At 71.7% G+C, this 16,905-nt stretch carries 11 protein-coding genes; 4 read left to right on the top strand and 7 right to left on the bottom strand.

Going from position 1 to position 16,905, the window contains the following annotated elements:
* Positions 1 to 6 precede the first annotated feature (6 nt).
* The gene (cyoA, locus tag KZ820_RS05255) at positions 7 to 1,143 is read right to left on the bottom strand and encodes a ubiquinol oxidase subunit II (RefSeq protein WP_219747537.1); all 1,137 of its coding nucleotides are present in this window, start codon (positions 1,141 to 1,143) and stop codon (positions 7 to 9) included.
* A gap of 113 nt (positions 1,144 to 1,256) precedes the next feature.
* On the opposite strand from cyoA, the gene KZ820_RS05250 reads away from it, so the two are divergent.
* Positions 1,257 to 2,579 (top strand): MFS transporter, encoded by a 1,323-nt coding sequence (locus KZ820_RS05250; RefSeq protein WP_219747536.1) that lies wholly within the window; start codon positions 1,257 to 1,259, stop codon positions 2,577 to 2,579.
* Here the strand turns inward: KZ820_RS05250 and KZ820_RS05245 are convergent.
* From KZ820_RS05245 to KZ820_RS05225, 5 genes are all read right to left on the bottom strand, one after another.
* The gene (locus KZ820_RS05245; protein WP_219747535.1) at positions 2,548 to 3,117 is read right to left on the bottom strand and encodes a uracil-DNA glycosylase family protein; all 570 of its coding nucleotides are present in this window, start codon (positions 3,115 to 3,117) and stop codon (positions 2,548 to 2,550) included. The genes KZ820_RS05250 and KZ820_RS05245 overlap by 32 nt on opposite strands.
* Positions 3,118 to 3,386: 269 nt before the next feature.
* Positions 3,387 to 5,192, bottom strand: a complete 1,806-nt coding sequence (locus KZ820_RS05240; protein WP_219747534.1) for an ATP-binding cassette domain-containing protein — start codon at positions 5,190 to 5,192, stop codon at positions 3,387 to 3,389.
* 404 nt (positions 5,193 to 5,596) lie between these two features.
* Positions 5,597 to 6,937 (bottom strand): HlyD family type I secretion periplasmic adaptor subunit, encoded by a 1,341-nt coding sequence (locus tag KZ820_RS05235; protein ID WP_219747533.1) that lies wholly within the window; start codon positions 6,935 to 6,937, stop codon positions 5,597 to 5,599.
* A 1-nt stretch (position 6,938) separates the two neighbouring features.
* Positions 6,939 to 8,711, bottom strand: a complete 1,773-nt coding sequence (locus KZ820_RS05230) for a type I secretion system permease/ATPase (RefSeq protein ID WP_258047735.1) — start codon at positions 8,709 to 8,711, stop codon at positions 6,939 to 6,941.
* Between the two features lie 68 nt (positions 8,712 to 8,779).
* Positions 8,780 to 11,071: a TonB-dependent siderophore receptor gene (locus KZ820_RS05225; RefSeq protein ID WP_219747532.1), complete on the bottom strand. Its 2,292-nt coding sequence runs from the start codon at positions 11,069 to 11,071 to the stop codon at positions 8,780 to 8,782.
* Positions 11,072 to 11,174: 103 nt separating this feature from the next.
* On the opposite strand from KZ820_RS05225, the gene KZ820_RS05220 reads away from it, so the two are divergent.
* From KZ820_RS05220 to KZ820_RS05210, 3 genes are read left to right on the top strand one after another with little or no spacing between them, the layout of a single operon-like run.
* A complete protein-coding gene (locus KZ820_RS05220; protein ID WP_219747531.1) occupies positions 11,175 to 11,471 on the top strand; it encodes a hypothetical protein in 297 nt (98 codons plus the stop codon).
* Complete coding sequence (locus KZ820_RS05215) at positions 11,468 to 13,015, top strand: PepSY-associated TM helix domain-containing protein (RefSeq protein WP_219747530.1); 1,548 nt, start codon at positions 11,468 to 11,470, stop codon at positions 13,013 to 13,015. Before KZ820_RS05220 ends, KZ820_RS05215 begins: the two co-directional genes overlap by 4 nt.
* Positions 13,016 to 13,022: 7 nt before the next feature.
* Positions 13,023 to 13,352 carry a DUF3325 family protein gene (locus KZ820_RS05210; protein ID WP_219747529.1) on the top strand — a complete coding sequence of 110 codons (330 nt, stop codon included), beginning with the start codon at positions 13,023 to 13,025 and terminating at the stop codon, positions 13,350 to 13,352.
* Between the two features lie 158 nt (positions 13,353 to 13,510).
* On the opposite strand, the gene KZ820_RS05205 is transcribed toward KZ820_RS05210, so the two are convergent.
* Positions 13,511 to 16,903: a chromosome segregation SMC family protein gene (locus tag KZ820_RS05205; RefSeq protein WP_219747528.1), complete on the bottom strand. Its 3,393-nt coding sequence runs from the start codon at positions 16,901 to 16,903 to the stop codon at positions 13,511 to 13,513.
* Positions 16,904 to 16,905 lie beyond the last annotated feature (2 nt).

Raw genomic sequence — 16,905 nt, 5'->3', positions numbered from 1 at the left:
AGGTCCTCAGGCCTCCTTCGAGGCACGGGCGCGAAGCGGCGCCGGAAGGTGAAGCTCGGTCATGTTGCGGTTGCTGCCGGCGCCGGGATCGTTCTGGCCCGGGGCCTGGCCGTGCGGCGCGCTGAGGTGCGGCGACTCGCCCTTCTCGGACGGGTCACGCGTCAGCGCTCCCTCGGCCTCGCCCGCGCGCGGCGCGCGGTCGTTCACCGCCGGCCCCGCGTGCGACATACCCTGCATGCAGTCGGTGCCCGGCTTGACGCAGATCGCGACGACGCGGCGGAACAGCGTGGGGTCGACGCTGCCGAAGCCGAGCGGCGGCACCTTCTCGGTCGGCTGCTCCAGCTTCAGATAGGAAGCTGTGTCGAGGCGCCAGCGGTTCTGCTTCACCCCGGCGGCCCATTGCTCGAACCGCGCGGGCGAGACCGAGTGGGTCCAGAAGGTCATGTGCGAGAAGCCCGCCCCCGAGTAGTTCCCCGAGCGACCAGCGAACTTGCCGGTACGGTTGAGCACGCCGTGCAGCACCGTCTCCATGCCCGGCATGGTATAGACCATGCCGGCCATCGCCGGCACCCAGAGAGCGTTCATCACGCTGGACGAGGTCATGGTGAACTTGACCGGCCGGTTCACCGGCACGACCAGCTCGTTGACCGTCGCGATCCCCTGCTCGGGGTAGATGAACAGCCACTTCCAATCGAGCGAGACCACCTGCACCTCGAGCGGGCGATCGGTCGCGGCGACCGGTTTGCCCGGCGCGGTGCGCGCGAGGGGGCGATAGGGGTCGAGCGTGTGCGTCGCTACCCAGGTCAGCGCGCCCAGCGCGATGATGATCAGCAGCGGCGCCGACCAGATCACCAGCTCGAGGCCGGTTGAATGGTCCCAGTCGGGCTCGTAGGTGGCCTCGGTGTTGGTCTCTCGATATCGCCACGCGAACAGCACCGTCAGCGCCATCACCGGCACGATGATCAGCAGCATCAGCACGACCGACCAGATGATCAGGTTCGACTGCTGCACGGCGACGTCGCCGGCGGGGTTCATGACCACGGTGTCGCAGCCGCCGAGCAGGGCCAGCGCGCCGAGCGCGAGCAGGCGCGGCGCGAGCGACGCCAGGCGCCGCGAAGGCGAGGGAGAGGGCAGGGGGATCATGGGCGCGCAGCTAGGCTTTGCTGCGGCGCAGCGGAATAGGACATTTTGTCCCATCCCGGCGTTGTGGCAGTTAGGCTAAGGAGCCGCGAGATACGTCCGATCGGGAACATAGAATGGCCACCGCACACTCCGCGCCGCTCGAGCGCGGCGCCCGCAACGTCAACACGCGGGACGACCATCAGGTCCGTCCCGGCGAGATCGCGATCGGCGTGATCATCGGACGAACGTCGGAATTCTTCGACTTCTTCGTCTACGCCATCGCGTCGGTGCTGGTGTTTCCGACGGTGGTGTTCCCGTACATGGAGCGGATCACCGCCACGTTGTGGTCGTTCGCGCTGTTCCCGCTGGCGTTCATCGCGCGCCCGATCGGCACGCAGATCTTCATGTGGGTCGATCGCCGCCATGGCCGGGGCACCAAGCTGACGATGGCGCTTTTCCTGCTCGGCACGTCGACCGTGCTGGTCGCCTTCCTGCCCGGCTATGCCGAGATCGGCGGCTGGTCGGCGATCCTGCTGGCGCTGTTCCGCATCGGTCAGGGCATTGCGCTGGGCGGCGCGTGGGATGGGCTGGCCTCGCTGCTCGCGCTCAACGCGCCCGAGAAGCAGCGCGGCTGGTGGGCGATGGTGCCCCAGCTCGGCGCACCGCTGGGCCTGGTGGTGGCGAGCGCGCTGTTCGCCTTCTTCGTCTCGACCCTACCCGCGGAGGATTTCATTTCCTGGGGTTGGCGCTACCCGTTCTTCGTGGCGTTCGCGCTCAACGTGGTGGCGCTGTTCGCGCGACTGCGCATCGTCGTCACGCCCGAATACACCGAGCTGTTCAAGAGCCGCGAGCTCACCCCTTCGCCGGTCGGCGCCACGGTGAAGGCGCAGTGGCGCAACATCATCATCGGCGCGTTCGCGCCGCTCGCCAGCTTCGCCCTGTTTCACATGGTGACGGTGTTCCCGCTGTCCTGGGTCAACCTGTTCACGCGCGAAGACATCGCCAGCTTCCTGCTGATCGAGACGATCGGTGGCGTGGTCGGGCTCGGCGCTATCGTGCTGTCGGGGCTGCTGGCCGACCGGATCGGCCGGCGCAGCGTGCTCGGCTACACCGCGGCGGGCATCGCGGCCTACAGCGGGTTCGCGCCGCAGCTGCTTAACGGCGGCCGCGCGGGCGAGGTGCTGTTCATGGTGATGGGCTTTCTGCTGCTCGGCCTGTCGTTTGGCCAGTCGTCGGGCGCGGTGACGAGCAACTTCCCGAAGCGCGCCCGCTACACCGGCGCGGCGCTGACCTCGGACCTCGCCTGGCTGTTCGGCGCCGGTTTCGCACCGCTCGCCGCGCTGGCGCTGACCCAGGCGTTCGGACTGGTCGCAGCGGGAGCGTACCTGCTCTCGGGCGCGCTCGGCACGCTCGCGGCGCTGGGGCTCAACGTGGAACTGGCGCGCCGGCTCGACTGAGCCGCGCCGCGGCCTCGGCGAGCGTCGCGGCGATCGCCCGCGGCACCGCTGGGCTGGTACAGACATAGGTGGGCGACGGGTGCGGCATCGTCAGGACCTCGACGTGAGGCCGCTCGCGCTCGACCAGCGCGGCGGCCTCACGCGCGACCCGGCCGGCGAGTACCACTACGTCCAGCCGCGGCAGCAGGTGAAGCAGCGGCGGCAGGAGCGCGAGATCCTCGACGATCTCGCCACGGCGGAGTGGGCGGTTGCGCTCGCCGCGGGCGTGGACATTCCACGGCACCGCGTTCCACAGCAGCGTGTCGTGCCGCTCGATGCCGGCGTCGGCGAGGAAGCGCTTGAGGTTGCGCGATGTGCCCGTGGCGTGGTCGCGCGAGACGATCGCCGGGCCATGCGCGCCAGGGGTCTCGAGGAGGAGAAGCAATCGCGCCGCGGCGCCGCCGTCGTTCGGGTCGAAGCCGGGGACCTCGCGCCCACCGGTGGCGAGCTGCGAGCGCCAGTGTTCGAGTGGGATATGGGCGCCGAGGTCCGAGGACATCACGTGTCTATCGCGCGCGGGACCTCGAGCGTCGACCGATGTAGCGGCGGGGCGGGCGTAAGATCGACTATGCTCACTCTGAGGACGGCGCCCACAACGGAGATCTTCCCCGGCACGGGGAGGGGGACCGCGCGCCAAGGGCGCGCTGAAGGGGGATCCTTCATTGGCGCAGCGCCTGAGGAAGCCCTCCTCCGCCAGCCTGCGGCTGGTCCCCTTTCCCGGGAGCGGGGAGGAATGCTTGCCAACCGCCCCTCACGCCCCGCCCGCGCTCACGCCGCCGCGCGCTCGCCCGCGTCGTCGTTCGCCGCGGGCACGGTGAGCCCGCCGTCCGCCGCGAGCTGGGCGAAGGCGCCGCCGCGCGCGAGCAGCTCGTCGAAGCCGCCCTGCTCGACGATTTGGCCCTGGTCGAGCACCACGATCCGGTCCGCCGCGCGCACCGTGGAGAGCCGGTGCGCGATCACGAAGGTGGTGCGGCCCTGGCGCAGCCGCTCCAGGCTCTCCTGCAAGCGCGCCTCGGTGGCGACGTCGAGCGCGCTGGTCGCCTCGTCGAGCAGCAGGATCGGCGCGTTCTTCAGCAGCGCGCGCGCGATTGCGATGCGCTGGCGCTCGCCGCCCGACAGGCCCGCGCCGCGGTCGCCGACCGGGGTGGCGAAGCCCTGCGGCTTGCGCATGATGAAGTCGTACGCGCCGGCGATCCGCGCCGCGTCCTCGATCTGCTCCATCGTCGCGTCCGGGTTGCCCATCGCGATATTCTCCGCGATCGAGCGGTTGAACAGCCCGGCCTCCTGGAACACCACGCCGGTCGCGGCGCGCAGCGAGGCGAGCGTGACGTCGCGGATGTCCTGCCCGTCGACCAGGATGCGACCGCTCTCCGGGTCATAGGCGCGCTGGAACAGGCCCAGCGCGGTCGACTTGCCCGACCCGGTCGGGCCGACGATCGCGACCGTCTGGCCCGGCTCGACCTCGAAGCTGAGGTCGCGCACCGCGCCCGAGCCGGTGGGATAGCGGAACGAGACACTCTCGAAGGTGACCCGACCCTCGCTCACCGCGAGCGGCCGCGCGTCGGCGGCCTCGCCGATATGGCTCTGCTGGTCGAGCACGTCGAAGAACTGCACCAGCGCGGGGAGGCGCTGCGCCTTGTCGACGATGAAGCTGGTGATCGTCTCGAGCCGCGCGATCAGCAGCGTCGCGAAGCCGACGAAGGAGACGACGTCACCGATCGTCGCCAGTCCGCGCGATACCAAAGCCGCGCCGAAGCCGAAGATCGAGACGATCGCGATCGACGAGGCGCCGCGCGTCAGCACCGCCGAGACTGCCCACCAGTTGAGCACCGGATATTGCGCGTGGAGCAGGTCGTGCAGCGAGCGGCGCACGTTGCCGAGCTCGCCCGGTACCGCGAGGAAGCTCTGCAGGACGGTGACGTTGCCGAACAGGTCGCCGAGGTTGCCCGAGATGTCGGTGAACCGGTCCTCCACCTGCGCCTGACCGGTCGAGGTGTGGCGCATCACCACGAGGTTGACCGCCGAATAGACGACCATCAGCGCGAGCAGCACCAGCGCGAGCCGCCAGTTGGTCGCGAGCGCGATCGGCAGCAGCACCGCGACGATGGCGAGGTTGGTGATCTGGTCGCGCAGCAACGGCAGCCACAGGTTGAACAACGCGTCGCAACCCGAGATCATGATCCGCATCAGTCGCCCCGAGCGCGCCTGCGTGTGGAACGACGGCGGCAGCGCGAGCAGATGCTCGACGTAGGAGGACATGGCGGCGAGCCGGCGACGGTGCGCCATGCGGTCGGCGAGCAGCGAGATGACCACGCTGGCGAGGAACACCGCGACGCTGATCCCGCACCACATCGCTACATAGCGCATCGGCCCGGCGCCCGACGTGAGGCCGTTGACCGCCTTGCCGAACAGCAGCGGCTCGCTGACCTGAAGCAGCGCGACGAGCAGGCCGGCGCCGATCAGCGACCCGGCCTTGATCTTCTCGGGCCGCAGCAGCGCGAGTGCGCGGAGGAAATAGAGGTGCGAGCGCTTCGGCTCGGCGGGTGGAAGGGGGGCGGACATGGGCTGGGCCATGATCGGTCTCGTCGCTGGAGCTGGAAAGGCGTCCCGTCGTCGCCGATTGCTAATCGTTCGGAACGCGGTCGCTCTACGCCGGAGATGGTTAATGCTAAGTGATCGAGCGCCAGAATGAGGCACATCGTCGACGAGGCGAGTCGATGAGACGGAACTTTGTTGCCGCACTCTGTCCCGCCCTTCCGTCATCCCCGCGCAGGGGAAGCAGACGCGCGGACTTTCGTGAGCGGCGCGTACGTCGCCTCAGGCGATTAGGAAGCGAGACGTTGTCCTCAGAATGCTGGGAGAACCCGCCCCGCCCCCCAACGGAGGATAGCGCGTCTGGACTCCAGCCTTCGCGGCAATGAAGAAAAAGGGGAGGACGCGAGTGTGTGACAGGAGCCCGCCAGACCCTCTCCGCCCCATCAGTGCTCGCGGAACGAGGCCCAGAAGCCGCCCACCAGCGGCTCCACCGCATAGTCGAGCGCGGTGCGTTTGCGCAGCGGGATCAGCACCTGCGCGGGCATGCCGGCGCGCAGCTGGAAGTCCTTGCCGCGGAAACTCGATAGCAGCCGCAGCTGCGACGGCGGCACCACCACCTCGCCGGTGAAATAGCTGCGACCGGTTTTCTCGTCGGTGAAGCTGTCGGCCGACAGGCGGGTCAGCTCGCCGGTCAGCTCGGGCAGGTCGCGCTCGTGCAGGCTGGGGAATTTCACGAGCGTCCTCTGGCCGACATTGAGGTCGTCGGCGTCGTCGGGCGAGATGCGCGCCTGGATGCGCAGCGGCGTCCGCTCGGGCACCACGTCCATCAGCTTCTGCCCCGGCGCGATCACGCCGCCGAGGGTGAACACCGTCAGCCCCACCACCGCGCCGGTCGCGGGCGAGCGGATCTCGGTCCGCGCCAGCTGGTCGCGCGCCGCGCCCAGCTTGGGCAGCACATCGCCCAGCTTGGTCTCGACGTCCCGCAGGTCGGCGGCGGTGCGCTCGCTGAAGGTGCGTTCGGCCTCGAGCCGCTCGATCTGGCTCTCACGCGCGGCCTCGCGCGTCTGCGCCACGCTGGCGGCATATTGGCCGCGTTGGCCCTGCAGCTCGGCCCGCATCCGCTCCAGCTCGCGCAGGCGGGTCTGCGAGACGAAGCCCTTGGCGGCGACGGGCCGCAGCGCGTCGAGCTGCGCGTCGAGCAGCCGCAGCTGCTCCTGCGCCGAGACGACCTGCTCGCCGTAGCCGCGGCCCTGCTCGCGCGACTGGGCGCCGCGCTGGCCGAGCGCGTCGCGCTGCGCGGCGAGCGTCGCGGTGCGCGCGCGCAGCTCGGTCTGCTGGAGCCGCATCGCCAGCGCGATCTCGGGCTTGTCCTCCTCGGGCATCGACGCGAACTCGACCGGGGTCGCGATCTGCCCCTGGCCGAGCTGCTCGGCCTGGAGCCGCGCGCGCTGCGCCAGCAACCGAATTGCCTGAGAGGCGAGTGCGCGCTCGGTGGCGCGCACCTCGGGCGAGGCGAGCCGGATCAGCAGCTGCCCGCGCCGGACGCGCTCGCCCTCGCGGACGAGGATGGCCTGCACCACGCCGCCGTCGCGGTGCTGCACCGTCTGGCGCTGGCCCGAGACCTGGAGCACGCCCTCGGCGTAAGCGGCGGCGTCGAGCCGCGCGAAGGCGGCCCAGCCGAGGAAGAGCACGAAGAACAAGGTCGCGACGACGATCCCGGCGCGGATGTCGCGGCGCGGGTCGGCGGGCAGGTGGACGGTGTCGGTGATCGGCAGGCTGGCCATGTCAGGCGCTCGCGGCGGGAGTGGGGAGGTCGGCGGCGGGGGCAGGTGCGGGCGCGGTCCCGCCGGCGGGGACGGTGCGCAGCTTGGGCGGTGCGATGCGCTGGAGCACCTCGTCGCGCGGGCCGAAGAGCTCGGCCCGGCCGCCCCGCATCAGCAGCAGCTTGTCGACCACCGGCAGGATGCCGAGCTTATGGCTGACCACCAGGATGGTATGGCCGGCGCGCTTGTAGTGATCGATCGCGGCGAGCAGCGCGGCGTCGCCTTCCGAGTCGAGATGCGCGTTGGGCTCGTCGAGTACCAGCAGCGCCGGGTCGCCGTACATCGCGCGTGCCAGCGCGACCCGCTGCGACTGGCCGGCGGAGAGGCCGCGCCCGCCGGGCTTGAGCTGGTGATCGAAGCCGCTCGGCAGCCGCTGCACCAGCTCGCGCGCGCGGGCGCGCTCGGTCGCGGCGATGGCGGCGGCGTCGAGCGCGGCGCTGTCCTCGCCCAGCTCACCGCGGAAGCGCGCGATATTCTCTTTGATCGTGCCCGCGAACAGCGTCGGTTCCTGCGGCAGGTAGCCGACGTGCGCGGCGAGCCGCTCCGGGTCCCAGTCGCCGAGATCGGCGCCGTCGATCCGCACGCGGCCGCGATCGGGGCGGACCGCGCCGGCGATGATCCGCGCCAGTGTCGACTTTCCCGCGCCGCTGGGCCCAATCATCGCCACCACCTCGCCCGGCGCGATCTGGAGCGTCACGTCGGAGACGATCGTGCCGTCGCGCGTGTCGTTGAGCAACGTCACACCTTCCAGCGCGATCGCGCCGCGCGGGGCGGGCAGCTGGGTGGCAGGCGCGGCGTGCTGCGTCTCGATCAGCAGCTTGTCAAGCCGGCGGTAGCTGCCGAACGCCTGGGCGATCCCCTTCCACCCGCCGATCAGCTGCTCGATCGGCGCGAGCGCGCGCGCGATCAGGAAGGAGGAAGCGAAGATCGCCCCCGCCGAGATCTGATTGTCGATCGCCAGCAGCGCGCCCAGCCCGAGCGCCAGGCTCTGCAGGGCGAGCCGCACGAACTTGGTCGCGGTGAGGTAATTGCCGCCGGTGAAGCCCGCCGCGGTCTGCTGCGCCAGCATCGCCTCGCGCAGCCGCAGCTGGCGCGCCACCATCGCGCGGCGCATGCCGAGCGCGCGCACCGCCTCGGCGCCGCCGAGCATCGCTTCCTGGCTGGCGTAGCTGCTGGCGGCGGCGACCTGGGCGCGCTCGAGCGCGGTGCGGGTCGCGCGCTCGTTGCGCCACGCGAGCACGGGCAGGATCGTGCCGCCGACCAGCGCCACCGCGCCGATCGCTGGGTGAACGAGGAAGCAGACGAAGATGTAGATCGGCGTCCAGGGCGCGTCGAACAGCGCGAGCACGCCCGCGCCGCTCAGCGTCTGGCGCAACGTATCGAACTCGCGCAGCGCCTGGCGCGCCATCGGCAGGTCGGGGCGGCCCAGCGTCGAGTCGAGCAGCGCCGGCGCGAGCGCGGCGTCGAGCTGCACGCCCGCGCGCACCAGCAGCCGCGTGCGCACGCGGTCGAGCAGCGACAGCGTGACCAGCGCGAAGAGCAGCACCAGCGTCAGGAACAACAGGGTGAGCTGCCCCTGCGTCGGCACAACCCGATCGTAGACCTGGAGCATGTACAAGGTCGGCGCGATGTAGAGCACGTTGACCAGGGCACTGAATCCGAAGGCCGCCGCGACATGGCGGCGGCACAGCGCCACGGCGCGGCGCATCGGACTATCGGCGGCAGGATCGGTCATTCGTCGCGCTCCACGGGATACGCGCACCATCGCCGATTTTGGTTAATGACGCTATAACTACGACGGCCTCACCAGGCGTAGCGAAGTGTTCCCATCACCGTCCGGGACGCACCATAGTAACAGCTGTTGTTGAAGAAACAGCTGGCGATATGGCGCGTGTCGAACAGGTTGCTGGCATTGACGCTCAGGCTCAGCCCGTCCCACCGCCGATCGAGTGCGCCGAAGTCGTAACCGAGCAGCGCGTCCGCCAGCACATAGCCGGGCGAGTCGAAGCGCTCGACGATCGTGGCGTTGTTCCGGACATAGCTGGCGGTGCCGTCCGACTCGCCGACGTAGCGCACGCCGCCGCCGACCGACACGCCGCCCAGCGCCCCGGCGACCGAGTCGCCCAGATCCCAGGAGAGGAAGCTCGACGCGCTCCACCGCGGCACGCCCAGCGGGCGCGTGCCGGTGACGCCGGCGAGCTGGCCCCCGCTGCCGACCGCGACGGTGCCGCTGGTGACGAGCGGGTCGGTGTAGCTCCCCGCCACCACGACGGAGACGCCGGGCGCGACCTCCCCGCGACCGTCGAGCTCGATGCCGCGCACCTTCACCTCGCCGACCTGGATCTGGAAATTGGGGCGAGACGGGTCGGCGACGGGCACGTTCTGCCGGCGCAGGTCGAAGACGGAGAGGGTGAACAGCGCCTCGGTGCCGCGCGGCTGGAACTTGAGCCCGGCCTCATACTGCCGCCCGGTCACCGGCACGAACGCGATGCCCTCGAAGGTGGCGCCGGTCTGCGGCTCGAAGCTCTCGGCATAGCTGGCAAAGGGCGCCATGCCCCACTCGGTCTCGTACAGCGCGCCGAGCCGCGCGGTGAAGGCGGTCTGCGACGAGCGCGTCACCGCGCCGCTGGTGCGGTTGCGCGTGAGCTGATCGTACCAATCCCACCGCCCGCTCGCGATCAGGTTGAGCCCGCCGAGTGTCATCTGATCCTGCACATAGGCGCCGGTCTGGTCGATGCGGCGGAAGTTGCGCGTCTGCGTCAGTGCGAAGCTGGGCAGGGTGCCGCCGTAACGCGGCGCGAACAGGTTGAAGTCGCTGATGCTGGTGGCGGGATCGCTGGTCTCGCCGGTGAGGAAACCCTGGTCGTTGCGGCCCTCGTTGTGCGCGTAATCGAGTCCAGCGAGCACGACATGGCGCACCGGCCCGGTGGCGAGCTCGGCGGCGAGCCGGTTGTCGAGCGTGGTGGTGCGGAAGCGCTCGTCCGAACCCCCGCCGCCGCGCACGATCGTCGAGAAGTCGGTGGCGCGTGCCGCGCCGGTGCCGGCGGTGCGGAACGCCGAGAGGTAGATCTGGCGGTAGTGAAGGTCGACGTCATAGTAGCGCGCGTTGGTGGTCCAGGTCAGCGCGTCCGACAGGCGGTGGCGGAACAGCAGCGTCGCCGACTTCTGCTTGCGGTCGAACGCTTCGTAGCCGGGTTCGGAGACGTTGAGGTCGACCGGCAGCGTGCCGAAGGGATTGGGCAGCGCCGAGCCGTACGCTGGCACGCCGCTGTACGACGAGGCCTCGGGGTCGCGCTGGTAGCTCAGGATCAGCGTCACGCTGGTCCGATCGTCGGGCGCGAAGGTCAGCATCGGGCGCGCGTAGTAGCGCCGGTTGCGGGTGTGGCGGAGGAAGCCGTCGCTCCGCTCGCCGCCGGCGATCACGCGGAACTGCCAGCGGCCGTCGCGGTCGAGCGGCTGGTTGAGGTCGATCGCCGAGCGCAGCAGGTCGAAATTGCCGCCGGCCAGCTCGATCCGTCCGCCTGCCTCGGCATAGGGGAGCTTGCTCGTCAGGTTGATCAGCCCGCCGGGGGTGCCGCTGCCGTAGAGCACCGAGGCGGGGCCCTTGATGACGTCGACCGACTCGACGAGGTGGAAGTCGGTCTGCGGGCTCGAGTAGACGCCGCCCTGCTGGCGCATGCCGTCCATGAAGACGCCGGGGGTGAAGCCGCGCAGGAAGAGCTGGTCGTAGCGGGTCGCCACATTGCCGCGCTGGTTGGGGGCGACGCCCGCGACATAGCCGAGCGCCTGGTTGATCGACAGCGCGTTGCGGCGCGTGAGCTCGTCCTCGTCGATCACGGTGACGGTCTGCGGCAGCGCGATCAGCGGGGTGTCGGTCTTGGCACCGCTACGCCCGTCGCGGCGCTCACGCTCGCCGGTGACGAGGATGTCGTCGCGGTCGCCCGAGTCGTCCGCGGGGGCGGGGGCGTCGACGGGCACGAGCGAATCGGCGTCGGTGAGGCCGGCGAACGGCCGCGCCGCAGCGGGCGCGGCGGCCAGCGCGATCCCCGCCGCGATGATCGACGCGAGTAGCCAGACAGCGCGCTTGTTGTTCATATCGACCCCTTATTTCGCTATTGCTAGTGACTCGCAAAGGCCGCTATAAGTGATCGAGCGACGGGGCAAGGGGAAAGGTCAGATGCTGATGCAGCGAGGGGAGATGCCGCGACGCCGGGTGCTGATCCGCCCCGCCGCGCTCGCCATGCTCGCGCGCTGCACTACCGCGCTGCTCGGCGGCTATGCCGCGACCGCGGGGCTGGTGAGCCTGGTGTCGCGGTTGCTGCCCGTGTCGCGCGCCGAGGCGACCGCCTGGGGCATGATCACCAGCTTCCTGGTCTATGCGGTTATCGGCCTGTGGTGCTTCCACGAGCCCAAGCTCGTCCGCGTGGCCGCGCTGGTATGGGGCGTCGCCGCGCTCGCGGGCGGCGCGGTCTGGCTGATCGGCGCGCGCGCGTGACCCGCTCGCTGCGGCAGTCGATGGCGTGGATACACGGCTGGCTCGGCCTGCTCGCCGGCTGGATCCTGTTCGCCATGTTCCTCACCGGCACCGCGAGTTATTTCCGCCCTGAGATCACGCAGTGGATGCAGCCCGAGCAGCCCGCCAATCGGGTGGGCGCAGCGGCGGCGGCGCAGTCCGCGGTGAGCTACCTGTCGCGTGTCGGTGTCGGCGACGAGCAATGGTACATCTATCTGCCCGACGACCGCACCGCGGTCACGCGCGTGTTCGCCATCCCCGGTGCGGACGCGAAGCCCGCCAAGCGCCCGCGCCCGCCCGAGCTGGAGCTCGACCCGCGCAGCGGCGAGCCGATCCACGCGCGGGAGACTCGCGGCGGCGAGCATTTCTATCGTTTCCACTTCCAGCTCCAGCTGCCGCATCCCTGGGGGCGCTGGCTCGCGGGGCTGTGCGCGATGTTCATGCTGGGCGCGATCGTGTCCGGCGTGGTGACGCACAAGCGCATCTTCGCCGACTTCTTCACGCTCCGCTGGAACAAGGGGCAGCGCAGCTGGCTCGACGCGCACAACGTCTCGGCGGTGCTCGCGCTGCCGTATCACGCGGTGATAACCTACACCGGGCTGATGACGCTGGTGCTGATGTACATGCCCTGGCCGATCGTCGCCAATTACCAGCAGCCCGCGGACTTCGGCAAAGAGGCTTATGGCTATGTCTTCGACGACAAGGCGAGCGGTCGCGCCGCGCCGCTGGTGGCGGTGGCGCCGCTGATCGCGGACGCCGAGCGGCGCCTCGGCCAGCACGCGCAGCGCGTGGTGATCCGCTTCCCCGGTGACGCCGCGGCGACGGTGGCGGTGGCGTCGGGCGGGGCGAGCGGTCTCAACGCGCGCGGCGGCACGGTGACCTATTCGGGCTCGACCGGGCGCGTGACCGCGGCGGACGTCGGCGCCGGGCCGGCGCTCTCCACCGCCGGGGTGATGTTGGGGCTGCACACCGCGCAGTTCGCCGCGCCGGCGCTGCGCTGGCTGCTGTTCGCGCTCGGGCTCACCGGCGCGGCCATGGTGGGCACCGGGCTGCTGCTCTGGACCGCGGCGCGACGCCGGCCGAACGCCGCGCCGTTCGTCGGATTGCGGCTGGTCGAGCGGCTTAACATCGCCGCGATCGCCGCGCTGCCGATCGGCATGGCCAGCTATCTGCTCGCCAACCGGCTGATCCCGGCCGCGGCGGTCGGGCGCGCCGACGCCGAGGTGGCGACGATGTTCTATGCCTGGGGCGGTGCCGCGCTACTTCAGCTGGCGCGTCCGGCGAAGCGCGCGTGGTGCGAGCTGTTCGCGCTCGGGGCCCTGCTCTTCGGTGCGATCCCCTTCGTCAACGCGGCCACGACCGAGCGCGGCTTCTTCGCCTCGCTTCGCGCCGGGGATGGGCTGTTCGTGGGCTTCGACGTGGCGATGCTCGCGATCGCTGCTTCGCTCGCGGCAGCAGCGTGGAGCGCTGGGCGCGAGCGGCAGGTGAAGACACGCAGGAAGGTGGGAGAGTTTGCGCATGTGTGAGGGTTTCATGCTGTGTGCGCTGGCGTTCGTGCTGCTCGCGGCAGCGTCCCACCGCTTCCACCGCGACGCGGGCGCTACGTCGCCGGCACAGCGGCGCTGGCTGCGCGGGCTGGGTGCGGCGTTGATCGTCGTGGCACTAATGCGCGCCGGCACTGCGATCGATGGCGAGCGCTGGGTGCGGCTGTTGGTGTGCGCCTCGCTCGCAGCGGTCGCGGTGGTGCTGACGCTGTCGGTGCGCGCGGCGGCGGTGCTCTACCCGCTGCGGCGGCTGCTGACGCGCCGCGCGGCGACGCCGGTGGGGCGCGAGGTGGAGGCGCTGGTCGGCGCCTGCGGATAAGGCGAAGAGGGCGCCTTCTCTCACCAGCGTCGTCCTGAACTCGTTTCAGGATCCACGGTACCGCACACCCCGCCGCGTGAGGCATACGCTGCCCGGTAGATCCTGAAACAAGTTCAGGATGGCGCCGGCAAGTGAGAGGACGCACGTGTGCTTGCCGCTCACTCCGCCGCGAGCAGCTCCGCCGCCTGGAGGTCGACCGACACCAATCGGCTCACCCCGCGTTCCACCATCGTCACGCCGAACAGCCGATGCATCCGGCTCATCGTCACCGCATTGTGCGTGACGATCAGGTAGCGCGTGTCGGTCTCGCGGCTCATCTGCTCGAGCAGGTCGCAGAAGCGTTCGATATTGGCGTCGTCGAGCGGCGCGTCGACCTCGTCGAGCACGCAGATCGGCGCCGGGTTGGTCAGGAACAGGCCGAAGATCAGCGCCACCGCGGTCAACGCCTGCTCGCCACCCGACAGCAGCGTGAGCGACTGGAGCCTTTTGCCCGGCGGCTGCGCCATGATCTCCAGCCCGGCCTCGAGCGGATCGTCCGAGTCGACCAGCGCGAGATGCGCCTGGCCACCGTTGAACAAGGTGGTGAACAGCCGCCGAAAATGGCCGTTGACCGCCTCGAAGGCAGCGAGCAGCCGCTGCCGTCCCTCGCGGTTGAGCGTGCCGATCGAGCCGCGCAGCCGGTTGACCGCCTGGCCCAGTTCCTCGCGCTCGGCGGCGGTGGCGGCGCCGCTCGTCTCCAGCTCCTCCAGCTCGCGCTCGGCGACGAGGTTGACCGGGCCGAGCCGCTCGCGATCGAGCGTCAGCCGCTCGTGCGCGCTCGACTCGTCCTGGGGCGAGCCGACCTCGGCCGAGCCGAAGCCGATCTTCTCGGGCAGCACCGGCGCGGGGCATTCGAACCGCTCGCCCGAGACGCGCCCCATCTCGACGCGACGCAGCTCGTGGTTCTCGGCGCGCGCGGTGGCGCCGGCGCGCGCCTCGCGCGCGGTGGCGAGTGCCTCGGCGGCGCGCGCGTGCGCGGTGTCGGCGTCGCGCAGCGCGGCCTCGGCGGCGCGCTCCTCGGCCTGGGTCGAGTCGGCGGCGGCGCGCGCGGCGGTCACCTCGCGGTCGAGCGCGGCGATCTCGGCCGCGAGCGCGTCGGGGCGCGCCGCGAGCGAAGTGAGCTCGCGTTCGAGGTCGGCGGCGCGCTGGTCCATGTCGGCGATCCGCTTGGCCGCCTCGCCCGCGCGCGTGCGCCAGCCCTGCGCCTCGTTCTTCCCCGCGGCGCGGCGCTCGCGCGCGTCGGTCAACTCGCGCTCGCGCGTGGCGCGATCGGAGCGCGCCAGCGCCACCTTGGCGCGCGCCGCCTCCGCCTCGCCGCGCAGCCGCGCGGTCTCGCCTGCCGCGGCGGCGCCATCGGGGAGGGCGGCGAGTGTGTCGGCGGCGCGCTCCTGCTCGGCGAAGGCCTCGGCGGCCTCGGCGGTGACCCGCTCGGCCCGCTGCGCGAGATCGGCTCGTTGCCCGGCAAGCCGCTCGAGCTGCGCGGCGGCGCGATCCTCGTCGCGTTGCGCCGCGCGGACGTCGGTCTCGCCCTGGGAGAGCAGCGCGCGCGAGGACTGCGCCGCGGCCCGCGCGCGCGCGATGCGCTCGTCGATCTGCGTGCGCCGCTGCGTCGCGCGCTCCACCGCTGCCTCGGCCGCGGGCCGCTCGGCCTGCAGCGCGGCGAGCCGGTTGCGGCGCTCCAGCCGCTCCGCCGCGGCGACGCCGCCGCTGGTGCTGACATAGCCGTCCCAACGCCGCACGCGCCCCTCGCGGGTCACCAGCCGCTGTCCGGGGCGGAGCGGTTGCCCCGAGTCGGTCTCGAGCAGGAACACCTGCGACAGGCGCCGTTCCAGTTCCGGCGGCGCAGTCACTCGCGCGGCGAGCGGCAGCGTGCCGATTGGGGCCGGGGGATCGTCCTCGCCAAGCGGCGAGCCGTGCCAGTCGGCCAGCGCGGTCTCGAGCTCGTCGCCCAGCGCGGCGGCTAGCGCGCGCTCGAAGCCGGGCTCGGCGCTGACCGAGTCGAGCAGTTTCTCGCCTTTCTGCTCGACCGCGCGCGCGAGCGCCGACGCCTCGCCGTCGAGCGCGGCCAGCGCCGCCAGCGCGGCGGCGCGCGCCGCTTCCGCGGGATCGCGCTCCTCGCGCGCTGCGGTCTCGCTCGTCTCGGCCCAGTCGAGCGCGGCGCGCGCCTTGGCGACGCGCCCCTGCGCGTCGGTCTGCGCCGCGCGCGCGTCATCGCGCGCCGCCTCCAGCGTGGCGGGGTCGTCGAGCGCCTCAATCGCCTCGGCCAGCCGCATCGCCTCGCGCCGCGCGCGCTCGTGGCGCGCCGCGGCGGCGGCGTGGGCCGCTGCGGCGACGCGGCGCTCGGCCGCCTCCGCCGCCTCGGCCGAGAGTGCCTGGGCGAGCGCCACCTCGACGTCGCGCGCATGACGTTCTGCCTCCGCTAGCGCGGTGTCGAGCGCGGGCAGGGCGGCGCTGCCCTCGGCAACGCGACGATCGAGCGTCTCGGCCTCGGCGGCGATCCGATCGAGCGCAGCGGCAGCGTCGTGCGCGAGCGAGTCCTCGCGGGCGCGATCCTCCGCGATGCGCCGGCGTGCCGATTCCATCTCCTCCAGCCGACGCTGGACGCCGTGGCGCTGCTCGCGCGCGCGCGTCAGCTGATGCGCGAGCTCGCCGGCACGGTCGCGCGCCGTCAGCGCCGCGGCGCGCGCGGCGTGGACCTGCTCGGCGGCGGCGCGCTGCGCGGCCAAGGTCGCCTGCTCCGCCTCGGTCGCGACGGTGACCTGCGCCGCGGCGGCGTCGGCCTCCTGCTTGGCGGCAGTCGCAGCGGCGGCGGCATCGCGCCAGCGCGCGAAGATCATCCGCGCCTCGGCCAGCCGGATCTGCTCGGACAACAGGCGGTAGCGCTCCGCGGCACGCGCCTGGCGGCGCAACGCGGCGATGCGCGTGCCCTGGTCCGCCATCAGCTCGTCGAGTCGCGCCAGATTGGCCTCGGTGGCGCGCAGCCGCGCCTCCGCGTCCTTGCGGCGGACGTGAAGGCCGGCGATCCCGGCGGCCTCCTCCAGCATCGCGCGGCGCTCGCCCGGCTTGGCCGCGATCACCGCGCCGATGCGGTTCTGGCTGACCAGCGCGGGCGAATGCGCACCGGTCGCGGCGTCGGCGAAGAGGAGCTGGACGTCCTTGGCGCGGACGTCGCGCCCGTCCAGCCGATAGGCCGAGCCGGCGCCGCGCTCGATCCGGCGGACGATCTCGTGCTCCTGCGCGCCGTCGGGCGCGTCGATCTCGGCGAGCAGCGACACTTCGGCGAAGTCGCGCGGCGGCCGCGTCGCGGTGCCGGCGAAGATCACGTCCTCCATGCCGGCGCCGCGCATCGACCGGGCGCTGTTCTCGCCCATCGTCCAGCGCAGCGCCTCGAGCAGGTTCGACTTGCCGCAGCCGTTGGGGCCGACCACCCCGGTCAGCCCCGGCTCGATGCGCAGGTCGGCGGGGTCGACGAAGCTCTTGAAGCCGGTCAGCCGCAGCCGCTTGATGCGCATCG

The sequence above is a fragment of the Sphingomonas citri genome (assembly GCF_019429485.1).
Lineage (GTDB): Bacteria > Pseudomonadota > Alphaproteobacteria > Sphingomonadales > Sphingomonadaceae > Sphingomonas > Sphingomonas citri.
Note: the sequence above shows the minus strand (reverse complement) of the source record. Positions and strands in the feature narration are given on the sequence as shown.